Consider the following 22,836-nt stretch of genomic DNA (forward strand, 5'->3'; position numbering starts at 1 on the left):
AAACGCCCGGTTACATTCCGAACCCGGAAGCTAAGCCTTACAGCGCCGATGGTACTGCAGGGGGGACCCTGTGGGAGAGTAGGACACCGCCGAACAAATTTTAGGGGAAGGCCCACGCCGTCATGGCGTGGGCCTTTCTGCATTTCCGGGTGTTCTTGGATTCTCTGGGTGTTCTTGGATACGCGGAGGAATTGGCAGGCCCGACGGCGGGCCTGCCACGGAGTTTCAGAGCCGGCCCGCCGCTTTCAAGGCCAGATAGGCGTCGGCCAATGCGGGAGCGAGATCTTCAGGCGTCGCGTCCACAACCGTCACACCGTGCCGACGGAGTTGTTCTGCGGTGCGGTGCCGTTCGCTCTGCGCCTGTGCTGCGGCCGCCGCCTCATACACCGCGTCGGCGTTTCCGCGTGCCGTCGCCATGCGGGCGACACGCGGGTCCGCCACTGAAGCAATCAGGACCGTATGGCGTTGGGTCAGTTGGGAGAGAACGGGAAGCAGGCCCTGTTCGACGGGTGCCGCGTCGAGCGTCGTCAGAAGGACGATCAGGGAACGGCGTGGAGCCGTACGGAGCGCCGTGGCCGTGAGTCCGCGCGCATCTGTTTCGACGAGCTCGGGCTCCAGCATGGCCATCGCGTTGACCAAGGACGGGAGGACATCGCCCGCGGCGCGGCCCTGGACGAGCGCGCGGACTCGGCGGTCGTAGGCGAGTAGATCCACGCGGTCACCCGCGCGTGAGGCGAGGGCGGCGAGGAGGAGTGCCGCGTCCATCGAGGCGTCCAGACGTGGGGCGTCGCCGACGCGGCCGGCGGAAGTGCGGCCGGTGTCGAGGACCAGGAGGATGTGGCGATCGCGTTCCGGACGCCAGGTCCGTACGGCGACCGCCGACTGGCGTGCCGTGGCGCGCCAGTCGATGGAGCGGGTGTCGTCGCCGGGAACGTACTCGCGCAGGCTGTCGAATTCGGTGCCCTCGCCGCGGGTCAGGACGCTGGTGCGGCCGTCGAGTTCACGCAATCGGGCGAGTTTCGACGGTAGGTGCTTTCGGCTGGTGAACGGGGGCAGAACCCGTACAGACCAGGGCACTTTGTGACCTCCCTGGCGGGAGAACAGCCCGAGGGGGCCGTAGGAGCGGATCGTGACGCGGTCTGCCTGCCGGTCGCCGCGGCGGGTGGGGCGCAGGCGGGTCGTCACGCGCCGACGTTCACCCGGCGGCACAGTGAGGCGGTGGCGTGAAGCGTCGATCTCCGTGCCGGGCTGCCAGCTGCTCGGCGGCCAGCCGTCCCTGAGCCGGGCCCGGAGGATGCGTCCGGACGGGTTGGTCACGGTCAGGGTGACGTCGGCGGTCTCACCGAGGCGCGCGGATGTGTCACCGGAGCGGGTCAGCCCGAGCCGTCGTACCGGAGCGGCCAGGGCGAAGTCGCAGGCGCAGGCCAGGGCGAGCGGACCGTTCACCGCGAGGATGCCCGTCCAGCTCGGTTCCCAGATGCCGATGGGGATCGATCCGATTGCCGCGAGGAGGGCGGCGCGTCCGGTGAGGGGCATCAGCGGGGTACCGGGACGTGGGCGAGGATCGCGTTGATGACGGAGTCGGCCGTCACGCCTTCCATCTCGGCCTCGGGGCGGAGCTGGACACGGTGGCGGAGGGTGGGCAGGGCGAGGGCCTTGACGTCGTCGGGGATGACGTAGTCGCGGCCGGTCAGCCAGGCCCATGCGCGCGAGGTGGCCAGGAGAGCGGTTGCGCCGCGTGGGGAGACACCGAGGGTGAGGGACGGCGACTCGCGGGTGGCGCGGCAGATGTCCACCACGTAGGCGGTGATCTCGGGTGAGACGGTCGTCTTGGCGACCGCGGCGCGGGCGGCTTCGAGGGCGGCGGGGCCGGCCACGGGGCGTACGCCGGCGGCACGCAGGTCACGCGGGTTGAAGCCCTCGGCGTGGCGGGTGAGGACGTCGATCTCGTCCTGGCGGGAGGGGAGAGGGATCGTCAGCTTGAGGAGGAAACGGTCGAGTTGGGCTTCCGGGAGGGGATACGTGCCCTCGTACTCGACCGGGTTCTGGGTCGCGGCGACCAGGAACGGGTCGGGGAGCGGGCGCGATGTGCCGTCGACCGTGACCTGGCGTTCCTCCATGGCTTCGAGGAGGGCCGACTGGGTCTTGGGCGGGGTGCGGTTGATCTCGTCCGCGAGGAGGAGGTTGGTGAAGACCGGGCCGGGCTGGAAGGAGAACTCGGCGGTGCGGATGTCGTAGACCAGGGAGCCCGTGATGTCGCTCGGCATGAGGTCCGGGGTGAACTGGACGCGCTTGGTGTCCAGTTCGAGCGCGGCGGCGAGGGCGCGGACGAGCAACGTTTTGGCGACCCCGGGGACTCCTTCAAGTAGCACGTGTCCGCGGCAGAGGAGAGCGACGACGAGGCCGGTCACGGCGGGGTCCTGGCCGACCACGGCTTTGGCGATCTCGGCGCGCAGGGCCTCCAGGGAGGCCCGGGCGTCGGCCGGGTTCCCGGTGTTCCCGGCGTTGTCAGTGGTCGGGTCCATCATGGACGGCGTACCTCTCTTTCGAGGGCGTCGAGTTGGTCGGTGAGGGCGATGAGGGCCGCGTCGTCGCCGGGCGGCGGACCGAAGAGGAGGGAGTGCAGTGCCTGGCCGTCGCCATGGAGGTGGGCGGACAGTGCGGGGAGCAGGGCCTCGGGCGCGTGCGCCTGGGAGACGGGGACGCCGACGAGGGGGGCGAGGCGGGTGCGAGCGGTGGAGCGAAGAGCGGCGGCCGCCCGGTCGCGGGCGTTGGCTTTGCGGTAGAGGCGGGCGCGGCCTTCGACGGTTTCGGAGGCGCGGATCGCCACGGGGAGTTTCTCGGGCACCAGGGGGCCGAGTCGGCGCGCCCGCCAGAAGGCGGCGAGGGCCGCGGCGAAGAAGAGCTGGAGTGTGCCCCAGAGCCAGCCGGAAGGGAGCAGGTCGAACAAGGACTTCTGGTTGCCCGTGCCGGAGGCCGAGGCGTCGGAGAGCGAGGGGAGGTACCAGACCAGATGGTGGCGGGAGCCGAGGAGTTGGAGTGCGAGCGAGGCGTTGCCCTGCTCGTCGAGACGGTCGTTGAGCAGGATGTCGGGCGCACCCAGGACGACGGTGTCGCCGCCTCCGGAGGCAGCGGGGACGCGGATCAGGGTGGCCAGGCGCTGACTGGGGTAGCAGGAGTCGGCGTCGAGGTGGGTGGTGGTGTAGCGGATGCCACCGGTGTCGGCGCTGCCCGCGCGGCGGGCCTCGGCCAGGCTGCAGTGGGGGTCGAGCGTGGACTTCAGGCTGGTGGCGGGGTCGGCGGTGACTCCGGGGGCGAGCCGTTCGACGGACGTGCTGCCGGCGGCGACCAGGATCGTGCGGCCGCCCGAAGCAGCGGTCGACACTCGCAGCTGGGACTGCTGATCCGGGGTGAGCAGGTCGGGGACGGCGACGAGCAGGGTGGTGTCGCGGCCGGCCGCGGCGCGGGCCTCGGCCAGGGTGGTGACCAAGCGGGTGGACACGCCCCGGTCGGCGAGGAGTTCGGCGACGGCGCGGCTGCCGTAGGGGTCGGCGGAGCGTGGGTCGAGGATGCCGTGCCTGCTGTCGGAGCGGACGACGGCGATGGCGACAGCACCGGCCAGGAGGAGCACCACGGCGAGGACGATGCCCCGGGTCCGGGTCCACACCTGGCGGGTGGTGGGCGCGGTGGAGGTGGGCGGGAGGGCTACGCCGGTGGTCATTCGGCGGCTCCCTGGCGGGTGTTGTGGGCGGTGCTCGGGGTGCTGCTGGCGAGTATCGGCCTGGTGCGTTCCAGGTCTCGGTCGAGTTCGGCGATGCGCTCGTACGACGCTTGGGTCGCCCTGCGGCCGCCGTACGTCACGTCGTCGAACTCCCGGGCGGCGGCGCGCAGCCGGTCCGTGTGGGCGGGCAGGACGCGGCCGGCTTCGGCGGCGGCCTCGTCGGCGGTGCGGCCCGGGCGGGCATCGAGCAGGGCGCGTTCCTCCAGGGCGCGGACGACGGCACGCATGCGTTCCTGGAGGGCCTGGTTCCAGTGGCCCTGGGCGGCGTGTGCCTCCGCGGCCGCGCGGTGTTCGGCGGCGCTGCGGGGGCGGTCGTCGAACAGGGCGGCGGCAGAGGCGGGTTGGCGGCGCGGGGTGCCCAGGCGCCACCACAGGGCGCCCAGAACGGCGACGACGGCCAGGACCACGACGACGAGGCCCAGCGTGCCTCCGGGCGTTGCGGACGCGGCGGCGGAGAGCATGCGATCGACCCAGTCCAGGGCGGCGTTCAGTGCGCGTTGGAACAGCCCGGGGTCGTTCTCGTGGTACATCCGCTTGGACAGCTCATGCCGTGCCGCCTCCCGTGCGGGGTCGCGCGGGATCGTCACGGGCGGTTCGTCGCCCGAGCCGGTCAGCGACAGCAGGACCGTCTCCCGGGCCCGCAGCAGGCCGCGTACGGCCTCGTCGGCGGCGCGCGGCAGGGCCGCCGGCACCGCTGTGAAGACTCCCCCCGTCGAGCTCACCGCATCAGCTCCCCGGGACGGTGCCGGGGGTGCTGGTGCCGTAGTTCTCGACACCGGCGGCGCGGGCCAGTTCGAGGTCGAGGGCCTCGCGGCGGATGCGCTGGTCGATGTAGAGGAGCACGGTGACGCCCGCGTTGATCGGGAAGGTGAGCATGGAGCCGATCACCGAGCCGATGCCGCTGACGATGAGGAACGTCCAGCCGACGCCGGCGTTGCTGCTCTCGAGGAAGCCGGTGAAGCCGTCGCCGCTGAGGAAGGCGGCGCCTACGGCGAAGGGGATCACGGCGATCGAGGAGACGATGTTGGCGATGATCGTTGCCAGGATCTGGATGCCGAAGACCCGCCACCAGGAGCCGCGGACAAGCTTGGCGGAGCGGCCCAGGGACTTCGTGATGCTCTGCTTCTCCAGCATCAGGGCGGGGGAGGCCAGGGAGAAGCGGATCATCAGCCACAGGGTGACGACGGCGCCCGCGAGGATGCCCACGATGAGCAGGGCGGCGATGGCGCCGCCCGGGCCGCCCGTGATCGCGACGACGATGCCGGGCAGTGCGCCGACGAGCAGGATGCCGACCGCGATGAGTCCCATCAGGACGATGAGGCCGAACAGTTTGATGACCTGCGGGCGGGCGTCGCGCCAGGCCTCGCCGGTGGTCACGGACCTGCCGAGCACGGCGCGGCTGGTGACCGTGGTCAGCAGGGCTGTCGCGATGATGGTGCCGACCAGCGAGATCAGCAGGACGGCACCCGAGCTGAGCATGACCTCGCCCGCGGCGCGGGACACCTCGCTGAGGGAGGCGCTCGGGTCGTTGAGGGCGTCGGTGGTCTCGGTGTCGTTCAGGACGAGACCCTGGAGGAGGATCACCGCGACCTGGGTGACGACGGCGACCGTCAGCGAGATGCCGAGGACCGTGCGCCAGTAGGTGCGCATCGTGGAGACGGCGCCGTCGAGGATCTCGCCGACGCCGAGCGGGCGCAGCGGGATCACGCCGGGCTTGGCGGCGGGCGGGGGACCGCCCCAGCCACCGCCCCAGGCTCCGTAACCGCCGGGCGGGCCGTATCCGCCGGGCGGCCCGTATCCGCCCGGGGCGCCGTAACCGCCGGGGCCGGGCACGCCGGGGCCGCCGTAGCCTCCGTAACCGCCGCCGGGGGGCTGGCCGCCCCAGCCGGGGCCGGGGGGTGGGGGCGGCGGTGCCTGGCCCGGTGCCGGGGCTCCCGTGGGCGCGGACCACTGGCCGGGCGGTGGCTGCTCCTTGGACCACTTCGAGCCGGAGCCCTGTGGGTCCGTACCCGGTTGATCGGTGGGCTGCTCGGCAGGGCCTGCGGGGACGGGGCGGTCGGCAGGGGCGGACGCGCCGGGTTCCCGCCCGTCGGACGGGGCGGATCCGGGCGAGGCCCAGCCCGGAGTGTCGTTCATCGAAGCTCCTTCACGGTGCCCGTCCGCGGTCGCGGTGGCAGGTTGGCTGCCATCGTGCCATGGGGTGGTCACCCAGTGACCTGCCGCGGTACAGGCTCCGCACCTTCAATTGTCCGCCGGATACGGGGCAGACTGACGGCATGGCTGATCAGTACGCGCAAACCGGCGAGGACAAGCGGCCGACGGGAATGCCCGTGATCCGGTGGGAGGAGCCGCCCGAAGGTCCCGTGGTGGTCCTTCTTGACCAGACCAGACTGCCGGCCGAGGAGGTCGAGCTGGTGTGCACGGATGCGTCGGCGCTGGTGGAGGCGATCCGGACGCTCGCGGTGCGCGGGGCGCCGCTGCTCGGGATAGCGGGGGCGTACGGCGTCGCGCTCGCCGCCGTGCGGGGTTTCGACGTGGACGAGGCCGCGGCGGCGCTGGCGGGTGCCCGGCCCACGGCCGTGAATCTTTCTGTCGGGGTGCGCAGGGCTGCTTCGGCGTACCGGTCGGCTCTGGCCAAGAGCGGTGACAGCGGGGCGGCGGCCGTGGCGGCGCTGGTCGCGGCGCGGGCGCTGCACCGGGAAGATGCCGAGGCCAGCGCCCGGATGGCCGGGCACGGGCTGGCGCTTCTGGACGAGTTGCTGCCGGGCGGAGGGCACCGGATCCTCACCCACTGCAACACCGGTTCGCTGGTGTCGGGAGGGGAGGGAACGGCGTTCGCGGTGGCCCTGCGGGCACATCGGGCAGGACGGCTCCGGCGGCTCTGGGTGGACGAAACGCGTCCGTTGCTGCAAGGTGCTCGCCTGACGGCATACGAAGCGGCTCGCAGCGGCATGGCGTACACCTTGCTCACCGACAACGCGGCCGGTTCGCTGTTCGCGGCGGGGGAGGTGGACGCGGTGCTGATCGGGGCGGACCGGATCGCGGCCGACGGTTCGGTGGCGAACAAGGTGGGGAGCTATCCGCTCGCGGTGCTCGCGCGGTACCACCATGTGCCGTTCATCGTGGTGGCGCCGGTGACGACGGTGGATTTGGAGACGCCGGACGGGGCGTCCATCGAGGTCGAACAGCGCCCCGGATATGAGGTGACCGAGATCACAGCACCGCAGGTGCCGGTGACGGGAGCGGGAGGCGGGATTCCGGTGGCACCCCTGGGGACCCAGGCGTACAACCCGGCGTTCGACGTGACGCCGCCCGAGTTGGTGACGGCGATCGTCACCGAGGAAGGCGCCGTTTCGCCCGTGACGGCTGAGGCCCTTGCCGAGCTGTGTGCCAGGTCACGCCAGGTAACGATTAGCTAATGGGATGATGTCGTTTATGAAGGGACGAGTCCTTGTCGTCGACGACGACACCGCACTGGCCGAGATGCTCGGCATTGTGTTGCGTGGTGAAGGTTTTGAGCCGTCTTTCGTAGCCGACGGCGACAAGGCGCTGGCCGCTTTCCGGGAGAGCAAGCCCGATCTGGTGCTGCTGGATCTGATGCTGCCCGGCCGGGACGGTATCGAGGTGTGCCGCCTGATCAGGGCGGAGTCCGGGGTGCCGATCGTGATGCTCACGGCGAAGAGCGACACCGTCGATGTGGTCGTGGGCCTGGAGTCGGGTGCGGACGACTACATCGTGAAGCCGTTCAAGCCGAAGGAGCTGGTCGCCCGGATCCGGGCGAGGCTGCGCAGGTCGGAGGAGCCGGCGCCGGAGCAGCTCGCCATAGGTGACCTGGTCATCGACGTGGCCGGGCACTCGGTGAAGCGGGACGGGCAGTCGATCGCGCTGACCCCGCTGGAGTTCGACCTGCTGGTCGCGCTCGCCCGCAAGCCGTGGCAGGTGTTCACGCGTGAGGTGCTCCTGGAGCAGGTCTGGGGCTACCGGCACGCGGCGGACACCCGTCTCGTCAACGTTCACGTCCAGCGGCTGCGCTCCAAGGTCGAGAAGGACCCGGAGCGGCCGGAGATCGTGGTGACCGTCCGTGGTGTCGGATACAAGGCCGGACCGAGCTGACATGTCCGGGGACAGTGCCGCTTCGGCCCCCGGCCGGTCCGGGGACCGTCCGGGGCGGCCTGTCGGCGGCAAGCGGCCCGGTTCGCGCTGGGCGCTGCTCTTCGAGGGCGGGCTGCTGCAGGGCGGGGTCCAGGGCAGCCCGGTGCTGCGGCTGTTCATGCGCTGGGTGCGTCGGCCGCTGCTGCCGGTCATGCGGCTGTGGCGGCGCAACATCCAGCTCAAGGTCGTCGCAACGACCCTGCTGATGTCGCTGGGCGTCGTTCTGCTGCTCGGATTCGTCGTCATCGGGCAGGTGCGCAACGGCCTGCTGGACGCCAAGGTGAAGGCTTCGCAGAGCCAGGCCACCGGCGGTTTCGCGGTGGCCAAGCAGAAGGCCGACGAGGCCGCGGCCGGCACCGGTGACACCGCCGCGTCGGCGGACGGACGGCAGTCGCAGAACCTCACCCCGTGGATGAGCGACCTCGTCGAGTCCCTCTCCAGCGGTGGCCAGGGCGCCTTCGACGTGGTGACGCTGCCCGCGGGCGACAACAGCGGTGGCGGGCGCGGTCCGCGTGCCTCCGGCCAGGTCGACCCGACGTCCAGCGTGCCCGACGACCTGCGCACGCGGATCAACGGCAGCATGACGGCCGCGCAGAGCTACACGCGGATCGTCTACAAGGACAGCGACAAGGATTCGCAGCCCGCCCTGGTCATCGGCAAGCAGGTCAACGATCCGAACGGCGACCCGTACGAGCTGTACTACCTCTTCCCGCTCACCCAGGAGGAGAAGTCCCTCAGCCTGGTCAAGGGCACGCTCGCGACCGCCGGGCTCTTCGTCGTCGTACTGCTCGGGGCCATCGCCTGGCTGGTGGTGCGGCAGGTCGTCACACCCGTGCGGATGGCGGCCGGGATCGCCGAGCGGCTGTCCGCCGGGCGGCTCTTGGAGCGGATGAAGGTCACCGGCGAGGACGACATCGCGCGGCTCGGCGAGGCCTTCAACAAGATGGCGCAGAACCTTCAGCTGAAGATCCAGCAGCTGGAGGACCTGTCGCGGATGCAGCGCCGGTTCGTGTCGGACGTGTCGCACGAGCTGCGTACGCCGTTGACGACCGTGCGGATGGCGGCCGACGTCATCCACGAGGCGCGCGAGGACTTCGATCCGGTGACCGCGCGGTCCGCGGAGCTGCTCGCCGACCAGCTGGACCGGTTCGAGTCGCTGCTCGCCGACCTGCTGGAGATCAGCCGCTTCGACGCGGGCGCGGCGGCGCTGGAGGCGGAGCCGATAGACCTCAGAGAGGTCGTACGGCGGGTCGTCAGCGGGGCCGCGCCGCTCGCGGAGCGGAAAGGCACGCACATACGCGTGCTCGGCGACCTGCAGCCCGTGGTGGCCGAGGCGGACACCCGGCGTGTGGAGCGGGTGCTGCGCAACCTGGTCGTCAACGCCGTGGAGCACGGCGAGGGCAAGGACGTCGTCGTCAAGCTGGCCTCGGCCGGCGGGGCGGTGGCGATCGCGGTGCGCGACTACGGCGTCGGGCTCAAGCCCGGCGAGGCGACCCGGGTCTTCAGCCGCTTCTGGCGGGCGGACCCGGCACGCGCGCGTGCCACCGGCGGTACGGGCCTGGGGCTGTCGATCGCCCTGGAGGACGCGCGGCTGCACGGCGGCTGGCTGCAGGCGTGGGGGGAGCCGGGCGGCGGTTCGCAGTTCCGGCTGACGCTGCCGCGGACCGCTGACGAGCCGCTGCGGGGCTCGCCGATACCCCTGGAGCCCAAGGACTCCCGGCGTAACCGGGGGCTCAACGACGCCGGTCTGCCGAGCGGTGGCGGGGACAAGCGGGCCACCGTGCCGGTGCAGTCCGGCGGCGGACAGGGGGCGGCGCTCGCTCCCATGGCACAGCGGATGGCCACCGTGGCCCCCACCGCAGACCCGACCGCGCTGCCGGGCAACGGCGCGCGCGTGGTGCCCAGGCCCCATGGGGGCGCACGGCGCCAGGAGGGCACGCCCGGGAACGGCCCGGCGGACGACGGGAGCGTCGGCGGGCCGGACGAGTCGAACAAGCCAGGGGAGGCATTTCGTGGTCGCTGACCGCGAGGGGAGCGCGCGGCCCGGACCGGTGCGCGCGATGGCGTACGCCGCCTGCGGAGCCGTACTGCTGGCGGGCTGCGCCTCCATGCCGGACAGTGGCGACCTGCGGGATGTCGAGTCCACGCCACGGCAGGACACGCAGGTGCGGGTGTTCGCCATGCCGCCGCAGCAGGACGCTTCCTCCACCGAGATCGTCCAGGGCTTCCTGGAGGCTCTGACCAGCGACGATCCGCGCTATGACACAGCGCGCAAGTACCTGACCACGGCCGCCGCGAAGAATTGGCGGCCGGAGTCGCAGGCCACGGTGCTGGCGAACGGGCCGAGTATCCAGACCGACCCGCGGCAGGCCGGCCGGGATGGCACGGACAGCATCACCTACTCGCTGCAGGGCAGCCGGGTGGCCACGGTCGACGTGCAGCAGGCTTACACGCCCGTCGCCGGGGCGTATCAGAGGACGGTGCATCTGACGAAGGACGCCAAGAGCGGGCAGTGGCGGATCGACTCGCTGCCGCAGGGCGTGGTGATGGGCAAGTCCGACTTCCAGCGCAACTACACGTCCGTCAACAAGTACTACTTCGCCTCGGGCACCTCGGCCGGGGAGACCGGGCAGCCGGTGGCGGTCGCCGATCCGGTCTTCGTCCGCAGCCCGGTGGATCCGACGACCCAGCTGGTGCGTTCGCTGATCAAGGGCCCCACCACCTGGCTCGGCCCGGTGGTCCGGTCGAGCTTCCCGACCGGTACGGCGCTGAAGAAGGGTGTGTCCGGGCTGACACCGGACGACCAGAACCAGGTCACCGTGCCGCTGAACGTCAAGGCGTCCCGGATCGGGTCGGCCAAGTGCACCGAGATGGCGACCCAGTTGCTGTTCACGCTGCGGAGCCTGACGCCCACCGTGGAGTCGGTCGCGCTGCAGTCCGTCAACGGCGGCCGGATGTGCGACGTCACCGAGGATCAGGCCGAGGCCACCGCCTGGCGCCCGTCCGCCAAGCGGCCCGACTACCTGTACTTCCTCGACAGCAAGCACCGGCTGGTGCGGATGACGACCGGCGGTACCGGTACCAGCGCGGTCGCCGTGCCGGGCCCGTTCGGCGCGGGCACCAAGTCGCTGCGGTCGGTGGCGGTCGCCCGCGACGAGCGGACCGCGGCCGGGGTCACGGGCGACGCCAAGTCCCTGTACGTCACCTCGCTCGCGTCGGACGGTTCGCTGGGCGACGCCGTGCTGACCAGCCACGGAGCGACCGAGGACGACCGGCTGACGGCGCCGAGCTGGGACGCCCGGGGCGACCTGTGGGTGGCCGACCGGGATCCCGCCAAGCCGCAGCTGTACATGCTGGCGCAGGGCGTCGGCCAGCCCCTGGCAGTGCAGATCCCCGAGCTGAACGGCCGTATCGAGGAGGTGCGGGTCGCCGCCGACGGGGTGCGGATCGCGCTCGTCGTGGAGAAGGACGGCAAGCAGTCGCTGTTCGTGGGGCGGATCGAGCGCACCAAGTCCGAGGACCAGCAGGAGGTTTCGGTCCTCGAACTGCGTTCCGCCACTCCTGGCGCCGAGGAGGTCACCGCGATGTCCTGGGCCGGGGACAGCCGGCTCGTGGTGGTCGGGCGCGAGCAGGGCGGAGTGCAGCAGACGCGGTACGTCCAGGTCGACGGCTCCACGCCGGACGGGCCGGCGCCCGCCGCCCTCACGGGCGTCCTGGCGATCGCCGCGTCCGAGGACGACCGGGTGCCGCTGGTGGCCGACTCGCAGGACGACGGGATCGTCCGGCTGCCGTCCGGGGCGCAGTGGCAGAAGGTGATCAAGGACGGTTCGGTGCCGGTCTATCCGGGCTGAGCGCGGAGAACGGCGTGAGAGCGGCCGTCCCGGTCCGGCGCGGAGCCGGCGGGACGGCCGTCTTGTTTTTGTGCGCGGGCAACCGCTGTTTGTGTGCCCAGGGCGACCGTTACCGAGTGGAACACCGGTCTCCTTACCCATGTGGGTGACGCGTTGTGTGTGTTCCGTGGAGTTGTCCACAGGCAGTTGTCCACAGGGGTGGCCGGTGCGGCCGGGCATTGGCACAGTGGGCACATGCGGGGGTGGTGGCAGGACCTCACCGACCTGGTGCTACCGGCCGAGTGCGGAGGCTGTGGGACGCCTCGCACGGTGCTCTGTGCCGAGTGCCGTGCCGCCCTGAGCGGGGCCGTACCGCGCCGGGTGCGACCGGTGCCGGAGCCGCTCGGGCTGCCGGCGGTGTACGCGGCGGCGCCTTATGCGGACGAGGTACGGGCGGCTCTCCTCGCCCACAAGGAACGGGGCGCGCTGGCGCTCGCCGGGGCCCTGGGCGCGGCTCTGGCGGGAGCGGTGCGGGCCGGGCTCCGGGAGAGCCGGACGGCCCGGACGACTCGGACGACGCGGACCGTGAGGATCGTGGCGTCCTGGGCCCACGACGCGACGGGCGGGACCGGTGGCGAGACCGGTGGCCTGATGACCGGGATCGGTGACAGGACCGGTGACGGGAACTGGGCCGGGAGCGGCGGTGCCCGGGCCGGCGGGCCCGTGCTTCTCGTGCCGGTGCCGTCCGCGCCCTGGGCCGTGCGGGCGCGCGGACACGATCCGGTGCGCCGGATCGCCCTGGCGGCGGCCACGGAGTTGCGGCGCACCGGGGTTTCGGCCCGGGTGGCCCCGGTCCTGCGGCAGCGGCGGGCCGTGGCCGACCAGTCGGGGCTCAACTCCCGGCAGCGACTGGCGAACATCGACGGCGCGCTGGAGGTGACGGCGGGCGGCGTCCGGCTGCTCGCGGGTGGCCCCGTTGTCCTCGTCGACGACCTCGTCACGACCGGCGCCACCCTCGCGGAGGCGGCGCGTGCGGTACGAGAGGGGACGGGGCCCGAAGGGGCAGGAGAGGAGACAGAGGAGACAACGGCCGTGTATCGGTGCGCGGCTTGGGAAGGTAGGGAGGAACGGATCGCCGGACCGAGGGAAGAGCGGGCGAAGTGGACACGGGACACGCCGGGAATGGCCGAGGGGAACGCCCCCGCGTGGCCGATCCGTGCGGCTGTGGTCGCGGCCGCACCGGATTCTTTCGAAATGAACCGGAACTGACTGTGAACGCCCATCGTTGCAGGTAGTGACCGGGCCAATTCACCTGAATGGAGGTACGCATCAGTAGAGGGTGACGACATCCGTCCGGGCGAGATATGTTCGGTTGTGAGGGAGAAAGCCGCAGGCCATGCCTCCCGTATCCGAATGCCGTGCCGCGGGTTTTCGGTAATCATCGCGGTGCTGGGGTGCAGATCTTGCCCATGGGGGAGGAGGAGGTGAAGTCGCCGAGTCCGAGGCTCCGGGGTTCACCGGAGTTGGGTGCAAAAAGGGAGATGCTCCGCCAGTGGAGCGGAGCGCTCCGGGAACGGAGTTCTGCGTGGACATCGTCGTCAAGGGCCGCAAGACCGAGGTGCCCGAGCGGTTCCGCAAGCACGTGGCCGAGAAGCTGAAGCTGGAGAAGATCCAGAAGCTCGACGGCAAGGTGATCAGCCTCGACGTCGAGGTGTCCAAGGAGCCCAACCCCCGACAGGCCGACCGTTGCGACCGAGTGGAGATCACGCTTCGCTCCCGCGGTCCGGTGATCCGGGCGGAGGCAGCGGCCAGTGACCCGTACGCGGCACTCGACCTGGCGGCGGAGAAGCTGGACGCGCGGCTGCGCAAGCAGCACGACAAGCGGTTCTCGCGCCGTGGCGCACAGCGGATCCCGGCCGCCGAGGTCCCCGACCACGTCCCGGACGCGGCGACGCTCAACGGGAACGGCAGCCCTGTCCGGGAGGAAGAGCCCGACGGTGTGCCCACCAAGAAGATGGGCTCCCTTGAGGTGAAGGGCGAAGGCCCCCTCGTCGTCCGCGAGAAGACCCACGTCGCCTCCCCGATGAGCCTCGACCAGGCCCTCTACGAGATGGAACTGGTCGGACACGACTTCTACCTGTTCATCGACTCCGAGACCAAGGAGCCGAGCGTCGTCTACCGGCGGCACGCGTACGACTACGGCGTCATCCACCTCAGCACGGACCCGATGGTGGCCCAGGCGCAACCCCCGGCGGCGGGAGGCACACTGGGCGGCTGACCCGCCCGCCCGGCAGCAGGACCTGTGCCCCTGGAAGCGTGTGTGCGCCCCCGGGGGCACCGGTGCGCGACCACTTCGCACCCCGCTCCGGCACCGCGTTGTCACCCGGGCATGGAATCATGGCCGCAACGGCCCAACCGGTGGGTCGCTGCCTTGGGTTGGCGATGGCACAGCACCACAGGCCACAGCCTTCAGGGGGAGGAACGATGGCGGACAGCTTCGGACCGATGCAGGACGACGCCGACGGCGGCGTCGTCGGCCTGGGCCCGGACGCGGGAGGCACCTCGCGCAAGGAACCGATCAGAGTCCTTGTCGTGGACGACCACGCCCTCTTCCGCCGCGGTCTGGAGATCGTGCTCGCCGCCGAGGAGGACATCCAGGTCGTAGGGGAGGCGGGCGACGGTGCAGAAGCCGTCGACAAGGCCGCCGACCTGCTGCCGGACATCGTGCTGATGGATGTCCGGATGCCCAAACGCGGCGGTATCGAGGCCTGCACCTCCATCAAGGAGGTCGCGCCCAGTGCGAAGATCATCATGCTGACGATCAGCGACGAAGAGGCCGATCTCTACGACGCGATCAAGGCGGGCGCGACCGGATATCTCCTCAAGGAGATCTCGACCGACGAGGTGGCCACCGCCATTCGCGCGGTGGCCGACGGGCAGTCGCAGATCAGCCCGTCCATGGCGTCGAAACTCCTCACCGAGTTCAAGTCGATGATCCAGCGCACCGACGAGCGCCGGCTGGTGCCGGCGCCACGGCTCACCGACCGTGAACTCGAAGTACTCAAACTCGTCGCCACGGGTATGAACAACCGCGATATCGCGAAGGAGTTGTTCATCTCCGAGAACACCGTGAAGAACCATGTGCGCAACATCCTGGAGAAGCTGCAGCTGCACTCCAGGATGGAGGCGGTGGTCTACGCGATGCGGGAGAAGATCCTGGAGATCCGCTGAGACCGCCGACGCCGGTCAGCGCAGCGCGGTCGTCAGCGCGCGGGTGACTTCCCGGACGAGCGGCTCGCGCAGTTCGGGGGTGTCCACCCGCTCGACCCGTACCGTCGTGCAGTTCACCCAGCTCGCCGCCTCGACGAGCGCCTCCGCCACCGCCGGCACCGCCTTCGGGCCGTCCAGCGTGACCTGGCGCGCCACCAGGACGCCGCTGCCCTCACGTGCGGGGTCCACCCGGCCCACCAGGCGGCCGCCGGCCAGCACCGGCATCGCGTAGTAGCCGTACACCCGCTTCGGCTTCGGGACGTAAGCCTCCAGGCGGTGGGTGAAGCCGAAGATCCGCTCGGTGCGCGCCCGGTCCCAGATCAGGGAGTCGAAGGGGGAGAGCAGGGTCGTACGGTGCCGGCCGCGCGGAGGCGTGGCCAGGGCCGCCGGGTCCGCCCAGGCGGGCTTGGACCAGCCCTCCACCTCCACCGGGACCAGGCCCGAGTCGGCGATCACCGCGTCGACCTGCTCCCCCTTGAGCCGGTGGTAGTCGGCGATGTCCGCGCGCGTGCCGACGCCCAGCGACTGCCCGGCCAGCCGGACCAGGCGGCGCAGGCACTCGGTGTCGTCCAGGTCGTCGTGCAGCAGCGTGGCCGGGACCGCGCGCTCGGCGAGGTCGTACACTCGCTTCCAGCCGCGCCGCTGGACGCACACCACCTCGCCGTACATCAGGGCGCGCTCCACGGCGACCTTGGTGCCGGACCAGTCCCACCACTCGCTGGTCTTCTTCGCGCCGCCCAATTCCGTGGCGGTCAGCGGCCCTTCGGTGCGCAGCTGCTTGATGACCTGGTCGTAGGCGCCGTCGGGGAGTTCGTGGCCCCAGTGCGGGCGGTCGCGGTAGGCGCGGCGGCGGAAGGCGAAGTGCGGCCACTCCTCGATGGGCAGGATGCAGGCCGCGTGCGACCAGTACTCGAACGCGTGCGTGTCCGTCCAGTAGGCGGCCTCGACCGTCTTGCGGCCGACGGCGCCGAGGCGGGCGTACGGGATGAGCTCGTGGGAGCGGGCGAGGACCGAGATGGTGTCGAGCTGGACCGCGCCGAGGTGGCGGAGCACGCCCCGGGCGCCCGAGCGGCGGTCGGGGGCGCCGAGGAAGCCCTGTGCCCTCAGGGCGATACGGCGGGCTTCGTCCGCCGAGAGGGTGGTGGTGGGGCGCGGGAGGGTCGTCATGGCTCGGACGATAGAGGGTGGCACTGACAGCCCATTGCGACCTGGGCGTTCATCCCCGCGACGGGGTCGGCAGATAGGGCGCGGCCGAGGGCAGGCCCAGGTCCGACGGGAGCAGGGAGCCCACCCAGCAGTCGCGTCGTACGCCCTTGTTGTTGAGGGCGGAGCGGAGGGTTCCCTCGATGGTGAAACCGGCGCGTTCCGCGACCGCGCGGGAGCCCTGGTTGCCGACCTCGGCACGCCACTCGACCCGGTCGATCGCCAGCCGCGTGAACCCCCAGCGGGCGGCGGCGAGGGTGGCCTCGGTGGTGTAGCCGCGGCCACGGTGCTCCTTGGCGGTCCAGAAACCCACCTCGGCCACCCCGAGGGAGCGCATGGTCAGGGCGAGCATCCCGGCCAGCTCCCCCGTGGGCGGGAAGACGCCGAAGGTGAACATCGAACTCTCGGACCAGCCGTCGGGGACCATCTGCTCCGTGAAGTTCCGGGCGTGTTCCGGGAGGTAGGGCGAGGGAATCGTCGTCCAGCGCTGGATGTCGGGGTCCTGGACGGCCGTGTACACCGCTTCGGTGTCCTGCGGGCCGACCGTGCGCAGGAGCAGACGGGGCGTGGTGAGCGTGACGGGTTCCATCGGCCGATTCTGCTCGGCCCGGCGCCCGGCACGCCATCCCTTTCGCGTTCCGTGACCGTGTGATCACGGTTCGCGCAATTCCTCGCCGGGATGCGGCACTATCCGCGTGCCACGGCCGTTGTCCTTTATGAAACGGCAAAACCTGGCGACACCACCCGGCACAACCGAATACCCACCCGGAAGAGTCACACGAAGGGGGCTCGCGGAGCCCTCGGAAAAGCAGCGGACGGCCGTCGGGCCGCCAGGCCTCCCGGCACGGCCGGGTCCTCGCATACGATGGCCGTTGCTCAGTACGTCCAATGGAAACCGACCGTCCCAGGCCCGACCGGCAAGGAGACAAACCCCCGTGTCCGTCCTCTCGAAGATCATGCGTGCAGGCGAAGGCAAGATCCTGCGCAAGCTGCACCGCATCGCGGACCAGGTCAACTCCATCGAAGAGGACTTCGTCGACCTCTCCGACGCCGAGCTGCGGGCCCTCACCGATGAGTACAAGCAGCGCTACGCCGACGGAGAGAGCCTCGACGACCTGCTCCCCGAGGCGTTCGCCACCGTCCGCGAGGCCGCCAAGCGCGCCCTCGGTCAGCGTCACTACGACGTGCAGATCATGGGTGGCGCGGCCCTCCACCTCGGCTACGTGGCCGAGATGAAGACCGGTGAGGGCAAGACCCTCGTCGGCACCCTGCCGGCGTACCTCAACGCGCTGTCGGGCAAGGGCGTCCACCTCATCACGGTCAACGACTACCTGGCCGAGCGCGACTCCGAGATGATGGGCCGCGTCCACAAGTTCCTGGGCCTGAGCGTCGGCTGCATCCTCGCCAACATGTCGCCGGCCCAGCGCCGTGAGCAGTACGCGTCGGACATCACGTACGGCACGAACAACGAGTTCGGCTTCGACTACCTGCGCGACAACATGGCGTGGGCCCAGGACGAGCTCGTCCAGCGCGGCCACAACTACGCCATCGTCGACGAGGTCGACTCCATCCTGGTCGACGAGGCCCGTACGCCGCTGATCATCTCCGGCCCGGCCGACCAGGCCACCAAGTGGTACGGCGACTTCGCCAAGCTGGTCCTGCGCCTGAAGAAGGGCGAGGCCGGCAACCCGCTCAAGGGCGTCGAGGAGACCGGCGACTACGAGGTCGACGAGAAGAAGCGCACGGTCGCGATCCACGAGTCCGGCGTCTCCAAGGTCGAGGACTGGCTGGGCATCGACAACCTCTACGAGTCGGTGAACACGCCTCTGGTGGGCTACCTGAACAACGCCATCAAGGCGAAGGAGCTCTTCAAGAAGGACAAGGACTACGTCGTCATGGACGGCGAGGTCATGATCGTCGACGAGCACACCGGCCGTATCCTCGCCGGCCGCCGCTACAACGAGGGCATGCACCAGGCGATCGAGGCGAAGGAAGGGGTGGACATCAAGGACGAGAACCAGACCCTCGCCACGATCACCCTGCAGAACTTCTTCCGCCTCTACAAGCGCCACGACCACAACGGCAAGGAACAGCCCGGCCTGTCCGGCATGACCGGTACGGCCATGACCGAGGCCGCCGAGTTCCACCAGATCTACAAGCTCGGCGTGGTCCCGATCCCGACGAACCGGCCGATGGTCCGCAAGGACCAGTCGGACCTGATCTACCGCACCGAGGTCGCCAAGTTCGAGGCGGTCGTCGACGACATCGCGGAGAAGCACGAGAAGGGCCAGCCGATTCTCGTCGGCACGACCTCCGTCGAGAAGTCGGAGTACCTCTCGCAGCAGCTCTCCAAGCGCGGCATCCAGCACGAGGTGCTCAACGCCAAGCACCACGAGCGGGAGGCGTCGATCGTCGCGCAGGCAGGCCGCAAGGGTGCCGTGACGGTGGCCACCAACATGGCCGGCCGTGGTACGGACATCAAGCTCGGCGGCAACCCGGACGACCTCGCCGAGGCGGAGCTGCGCCAGCGCGGCCTCGACCCCGAGGAGCACATCGAGGAGTGGGCGCAGGCCCTGCCCGCCGCCCTGGAGAAGGCCGAGCGAGCGGTGAAGGCCGAGTTCGAAGAGGTCAAGGATCTCGGCGGCCTCTACGTCCTCGGCACCGAGCGGCACGAGTCGCGCCGGATCGACAACCAGCTGCGCGGTCGTTCCGGCCGTCAGGGCGACCCCGGTGAGTCCCGCTTCTACCTCTCCCTCGGCGACGACCTGATGCGCCTGTTCAAGGCCCAGATGGTCGAGCGCGTGATGTCGATGGCCAACGTGCCGGACGATGTGCCGATCGAGAACAAGATGGTCACCCGCGCGATCGCGTCCGCGCAGTCGCAGGTCGAGCAGCAGAACTTCGAAACGCGTAAGAACGTTCTGAAGTACGACGAGGTGCTCAACCGCCAGCGTGAGGTCATCTACGGCGAGCGTCGGCGCGTCCTGGAGGGTGAGGACCTGCAGGAGCAGATCCAGCACTTCATGGACGACACGATCGACGCGTACATCGGCGCGGAGACCGCCGAGGGCTTCCCCGAGGACTGGGACCTCGACCGTCTGTGGGGCGCCTTCAAGCAGCTCTACCCGGTCAAGGTGACCATCGACGAGCTGGAGGAGGCGGCTGGTGACCGGGCCGGTCTGACCGCCGAGTACATCTCCGAGTCCATCAAGGACGACATCCACGAGCAGTACGAGTCGCGTGAGACGCAGCTCGGCTCCGAGATCATGCGTGAGCTGGAGCGCCGGGTCGTGCTCTCGGTCCTCGACCGCAAGTGGCGCGAGCACCTCTACGAGATGGACTACCTCCAGGAGGGCATCGGCCTGCGCGCGATGGCCCAGAAGGACCCGCTGGTCGAGTACCAGCGCGAGGGCTTCGACATGTTCACCGCGATGATGGACGGCATCAAGGAGGAGTCCGTCGGCTACCTGTTCAATCTGGAGGTCCAGGTCGAGCAGCAGGTCGAGGAGGTCCCGGTCGAGGACGCCGAGGCCGTCGCGGAGGGCGTCCAGGACTCGGTGCCGGCCCAGGCGGGCTCGCGTCCCGAGATCCGTGCGAAGGGCCTGGAGGCGCCGCAGCGGCGGGGCATGCACTTCTCGGCGGCCACCGTGGACGGCGAGGGCGGCATCGTCGAGGGCGACTTCGACTACGACGACGAGGAGCCCGCCCGCTCCGAGGCGGACGGCCTGACCCGCGCGGAGCGCCGCAAGCAGGCGAAGGGCAGCCGCCGCCGCCGGAAGTAACGGCACCGACAGCACCCACCAGGGCCGGCCACCCCGAAAAGGGGGGCCGGCCCTTCGGATTGTGGGCGGGGGTTCGGTGGGCTTTCCGTTGGGGCCAGGGGTGTGGGCCTTTGGTCTGTGGGTCCAGGTTCGGTGGGTCTTCTGCTTGAGGCCGGGGTGCGGTGGGCTTTCGGTTCGTGGCCGGGGGCGGTGGGGTCGGCTCGTGGCCGGGGTTCGGTGGGCCTTCGGATTGAGGTCGGGTTCGGTGGGCTTTGGTTGATGGCGGGTGTTCGGCGGTCTTCGGCTCGCGGTGTGGGTCCTGCGGCTCTTCGGCTCGCGGTGTGGGTCCTGCGGCTCTTCGGCTTGTGGGGCCGGGCCTGGGCCTGGGACGGGTCCGCGGCAGCCCCGTGGCCCCGGCTGGGGGGCGTTGGCTGCCCCGGCGTAGGCCCAGCCCCGGGGACGGGTCCTCGCAGGCCCGGCCCGGCCCGCCCGCCAGCACGTCGGTTCCCGGGGCGTGGTCCTCGGGCTAGTCGCCGCGCGGTGCGCGGGGGCCGCCCAGTTCCACTGCTGTGCAGCGCCAGCGCAGGTCGGGGCCCTGTTCCAGGCGGAAGGCCATGGCGCGCAGCTGGTCGCCCGCGGCGATGCGGGCGAAGACCTCCAGTGCGCCGGCGCGGGGGACGTAGTAGCCGATGTCGCGGACGACGGGATCGGCGCCGCGGGAACGCAGGGGACCGCGTTCGGCGAGGCGGGCCAGGTCGTCGTAGGCGGGTCCCGCCGTGTGCCGGAGCATCCAGTGGACGGGGCGGCGGCCGCTGAGGACGGCCAGCAGACGCTCCGCGAAGAGGTCGGTGGGGCGCGGGCTCGGCGGGGCCGCCGGAGGCGTCAGCGGCCTGCGGGAGGAGGGCACGCCGGGACGGCGGGAGTCGCGGCGGCCGGGCGGGCGGGTGCCCGGGCGGAGCTGGGCGGTCCTGGTCATGACCTTGTTCATGGGGATCCCCGTTCGGCGGGCCCGGCGGGTACCGGGCGGTAACTTGCGGTTGGGGATCTTGTACGGGGGCCGGGACGGTGGCAGCAAGGCGGTGCCGGTCCGTGTCGGGGGCCTTGGAATGTTCACCTATCCGAGTGATCGGGGGTGCGGGAAACCCTCTGGGCGGGCGGCGGCACCGGGTGAATCGCCGGGCACCGGGTGGACGCCCCCGACGTCATCGCCCGGGACTCGAAAGGGGACGCCCGCACGTATCCTGAAGGCCCTCCGGGAGGCGCCAGGACCTTCGGGAGACGCAGAGTCGAAGAGTCCAGAAGAGAGCGGCCAGCCATGCGCGTCTACGTCCCCCTGACCCTCCCCGGGCTCGCCGAGGCGCACAAGACGGGCGAGCTGGGGACCGGTCCGTTCGTCGCCTACGCCGTCACGCCCGCGCTGCGCGAGTGGTACCTCTCCGACGACATAGAGGAACTGGAGTACGCCGCGCTGAACCGGGCCGCGCTCGCCTCGCTGCGGCTGCTGGCCGCCGACCCGGGCGCGCTGCGTCGCAGGGTCGTGGTCGCCGTGGACGTCCCCGACGGTGCGGCCGCGGCCGACCCGGACCGCGGGCTCGACCCGGCGGCGCTGGGCGAGGTGCGGGTGACCGGGACGGTGGCGCTGGCCAAGGCGGCCGCGGTGCACGTCGACTCCGACGACGCGGAGGCGGACGTGGCCGCGGCGGCCGGGGCGCTTCCGGCGGCGGACGGCGGGGACGACGACGCGCAGTTCGTCGTGGACGGGGCCGAGGACCACGAGCTGCTCTGGTACGCGACGCAGGAGATCCCGAACCTCGTGGGGCTGGGCGGCTGAGCGGGGTCGGCGAGGCCCAGCCGGACGCCTGTGACCTGCGGTGACGTGTCAGCGGTCTTGATTGTCAGTGGCGGCGGGTAGCGTTTTTGGCATGGGGAAGCACGAAAACGCACACATCGTCTGGGACTGGAACGGGACGCTGTTCCACGACAACGACGCGATCATCGGGGCGACGAACGCGGCATCGGCCGAGCTGGGCCTGGCGCCGATCACGCTGGAGCAGTACCGGGCGCTGTACTGCGTGCCGGTGCCGAAGTTCTACGAGCGGCTGATGGGGCGGCTGCCGACCGACGCCGAGTGGGAGGTCATGGACGTGATCTTCCACCGGTACTACGCCGAGCACCGGGGGCTGTGCGGGCTGACCGACGGAGCCGCCGAACTGCTGGCGGGGTGGATTGCGGCGGGGCGCAGCCAGTCGCTGCTGAGCATGTACACGCATGACGAACTCGTGCCGCTGGTGCGGGGATTCGGCATCGAGCCGCACTTCATACGGGTCGAGGGGCGGGTCGGGCCGTCCGGGGGCAGCAAGGCCGAGCACATGGTGCGGCATCTGCGGTCGCTGGGGGATGTGCGGCCCGGGCGGACCGTGGTGATCGGGGACGCGGCGGACGACGCGGTGGCTGCGCAGGCTGTGGGGGCGAAGGCGGTGCTGTACACCGGGGGGTCGCACGGCAGGGCGAGCCTGGAGGAGGTCGGCGTGCCGGTCGTGGACTCACTGGCGGAGGCGGTCGAGGAGGCGGAGCGGCTGGTGGCGTGATCGGCGGGGCAGTGGGGGGAGTGGGGGTGCGAGCGCCGCGTCGCTGTGCAGAACGTCAAAGTTCCACCCCCTGTTTTGTACACATACGGCTCATGACGGCCCCCGGGTGAGGAGCGATAGCCTTGGTGGCGTGATCAGCGCGATAGTTCGCGGGGGCGTCGATGCCCCTGCCCTGCGCCCGGTGAACACGGAACACCTCCGTGACCGGGCGGCGGTCGCTGGTCTTCGCGGGCGGAGGGCACCCAGGACTG

Annotated in this window: 18 protein-coding genes and 1 rRNA gene; 11 read left to right on the forward strand and 8 right to left on the reverse strand. The window is 70.9% G+C overall.

Annotated features, from left to right (window positions below; translation table 11 throughout):
• Positions 1-95: ribosomal RNA gene (rrf, locus tag ACGFZQ_RS00005) — 5S ribosomal RNA — on the forward strand; the annotation flags it as partial.
• 130 nt (positions 96-225) lie between these two features.
• On the opposite strand, the gene ACGFZQ_RS00010 is transcribed toward rrf, so the two are convergent.
• The 5 genes from ACGFZQ_RS00010 to ACGFZQ_RS00030 are packed head-to-tail and all read right to left on the reverse strand — an operon-like array spanning position 226 to position 5,917.
• The gene (locus ACGFZQ_RS00010; RefSeq protein WP_393838451.1) at positions 226-1,536 is read right to left on the reverse strand and encodes a DUF58 domain-containing protein; all 1,311 of its coding nucleotides are present in this window, start codon (positions 1,534-1,536) and stop codon (positions 226-228) included.
• Positions 1,536-2,525, reverse strand: coding sequence for an AAA family ATPase (locus tag ACGFZQ_RS00015; RefSeq protein WP_393838452.1), 990 nt, complete (start codon positions 2,523-2,525; stop codon positions 1,536-1,538). Before ACGFZQ_RS00015 ends, ACGFZQ_RS00010 begins: the two co-directional genes overlap by 1 nt.
• Positions 2,525-3,721 (reverse strand): DUF4350 domain-containing protein, encoded by a 1,197-nt coding sequence (locus ACGFZQ_RS00020; protein ID WP_393838453.1) that lies wholly within the window; start codon positions 3,719-3,721, stop codon positions 2,525-2,527. Before ACGFZQ_RS00020 ends, ACGFZQ_RS00015 begins: the two co-directional genes overlap by 1 nt.
• Positions 3,718-4,503: a DUF4129 domain-containing protein gene (locus ACGFZQ_RS00025; protein WP_393838454.1), complete on the reverse strand. Its 786-nt coding sequence runs from the start codon at positions 4,501-4,503 to the stop codon at positions 3,718-3,720. The genes ACGFZQ_RS00020 and ACGFZQ_RS00025 overlap by 4 nt, the downstream gene beginning before the upstream one ends.
• A gap of 4 nt (positions 4,504-4,507) precedes the next feature.
• Positions 4,508-5,917 (reverse strand): hypothetical protein, encoded by a 1,410-nt coding sequence (locus ACGFZQ_RS00030; protein WP_393838455.1) that lies wholly within the window; start codon positions 5,915-5,917, stop codon positions 4,508-4,510.
• A 140-nt stretch (positions 5,918-6,057) separates the two neighbouring features.
• Between ACGFZQ_RS00030 and mtnA the strand changes: the two genes are divergently transcribed.
• From mtnA to ACGFZQ_RS00065, 7 genes are all read left to right on the forward strand, one after another.
• A complete protein-coding gene (gene mtnA, locus ACGFZQ_RS00035) occupies positions 6,058-7,200 on the forward strand; it encodes an S-methyl-5-thioribose-1-phosphate isomerase (protein ID WP_351749291.1) in 1,143 nt (380 codons plus the stop codon).
• Positions 7,201-7,204: 4 nt separating this feature from the next.
• The gene (mtrA, locus tag ACGFZQ_RS00040) at positions 7,205-7,894 is read left to right on the forward strand and encodes a two-component system response regulator MtrA (protein WP_187284748.1); all 690 of its coding nucleotides are present in this window, start codon (positions 7,205-7,207) and stop codon (positions 7,892-7,894) included.
• A gap of 1 nt (position 7,895) precedes the next feature.
• Positions 7,896-9,956, forward strand: coding sequence for an MtrAB system histidine kinase MtrB (mtrB, locus tag ACGFZQ_RS00045; RefSeq protein ID WP_393838456.1), 2,061 nt, complete (start codon positions 7,896-7,898; stop codon positions 9,954-9,956).
• Complete coding sequence (locus tag ACGFZQ_RS00050) at positions 9,946-11,784, forward strand: LpqB family beta-propeller domain-containing protein (protein WP_393838457.1); 1,839 nt, start codon at positions 9,946-9,948, stop codon at positions 11,782-11,784. Before mtrB ends, ACGFZQ_RS00050 begins: the two co-directional genes overlap by 11 nt.
• A gap of 234 nt (positions 11,785-12,018) precedes the next feature.
• On the forward strand, positions 12,019-13,032 hold the full coding sequence (locus tag ACGFZQ_RS00055) for a ComF family protein (RefSeq protein WP_393838458.1): 1,014 nt from the start codon (positions 12,019-12,021) through the stop codon (positions 13,030-13,032).
• A gap of 316 nt (positions 13,033-13,348) precedes the next feature.
• Positions 13,349-14,041 carry a ribosome hibernation-promoting factor, HPF/YfiA family gene (gene hpf, locus ACGFZQ_RS00060; protein ID WP_393838459.1) on the forward strand — a complete coding sequence of 231 codons (693 nt, stop codon included), beginning with the start codon at positions 13,349-13,351 and terminating at the stop codon, positions 14,039-14,041.
• A gap of 206 nt (positions 14,042-14,247) precedes the next feature.
• The gene (locus ACGFZQ_RS00065; protein WP_351701511.1) at positions 14,248-14,994 is read left to right on the forward strand and encodes a response regulator transcription factor; all 747 of its coding nucleotides are present in this window, start codon (positions 14,248-14,250) and stop codon (positions 14,992-14,994) included.
• 15 nt (positions 14,995-15,009) lie between these two features.
• Here ACGFZQ_RS00065 and ACGFZQ_RS00070 read toward each other — a convergent pair whose 3' ends face one another.
• Together ACGFZQ_RS00070 and ACGFZQ_RS00075 are read right to left on the reverse strand one after the other, a co-directional pair.
• Entirely contained in the window at positions 15,010-16,200 is a 1,191-nt protein-coding gene (locus tag ACGFZQ_RS00070) for a winged helix-turn-helix domain-containing protein (protein ID WP_393838460.1), read from the reverse strand.
• Positions 16,201-16,249: 49 nt separating this feature from the next.
• Positions 16,250-16,825: a GNAT family N-acetyltransferase gene (locus ACGFZQ_RS00075; protein ID WP_351746666.1), complete on the reverse strand. Its 576-nt coding sequence runs from the start codon at positions 16,823-16,825 to the stop codon at positions 16,250-16,252.
• A 346-nt stretch (positions 16,826-17,171) separates the two neighbouring features.
• On the opposite strand from ACGFZQ_RS00075, the gene secA reads away from it, so the two are divergent.
• Positions 17,172-20,018, forward strand: a complete 2,847-nt coding sequence (gene secA / locus ACGFZQ_RS00080; protein ID WP_351746669.1) for a preprotein translocase subunit SecA — start codon at positions 17,172-17,174, stop codon at positions 20,016-20,018.
• A 505-nt stretch (positions 20,019-20,523) separates the two neighbouring features.
• Here secA and ACGFZQ_RS00085 read toward each other — a convergent pair.
• Positions 20,524-20,985: an Rv3235 family protein gene (locus ACGFZQ_RS00085; RefSeq protein ID WP_393838461.1), complete on the reverse strand. Its 462-nt coding sequence runs from the start codon at positions 20,983-20,985 to the stop codon at positions 20,524-20,526.
• 327 nt (positions 20,986-21,312) lie between these two features.
• On the opposite strand from ACGFZQ_RS00085, the gene ACGFZQ_RS00090 reads away from it, so the two are divergent.
• Positions 21,313-21,828 (forward strand): DUF6912 family protein, encoded by a 516-nt coding sequence (locus ACGFZQ_RS00090; protein WP_351746674.1) that lies wholly within the window; start codon positions 21,313-21,315, stop codon positions 21,826-21,828.
• 91 nt (positions 21,829-21,919) lie between these two features.
• Positions 21,920-22,585, forward strand: a complete 666-nt coding sequence (locus ACGFZQ_RS00095; protein WP_393838462.1) for an HAD family hydrolase — start codon at positions 21,920-21,922, stop codon at positions 22,583-22,585.
• Positions 22,586-22,836: the final 251 nt, after the last annotated feature.

Source organism: Streptomyces sp. NPDC048254 (assembly GCF_043201895.1).
Taxonomy (GTDB): domain Bacteria; phylum Actinomycetota; class Actinomycetes; order Streptomycetales; family Streptomycetaceae; genus Streptomyces.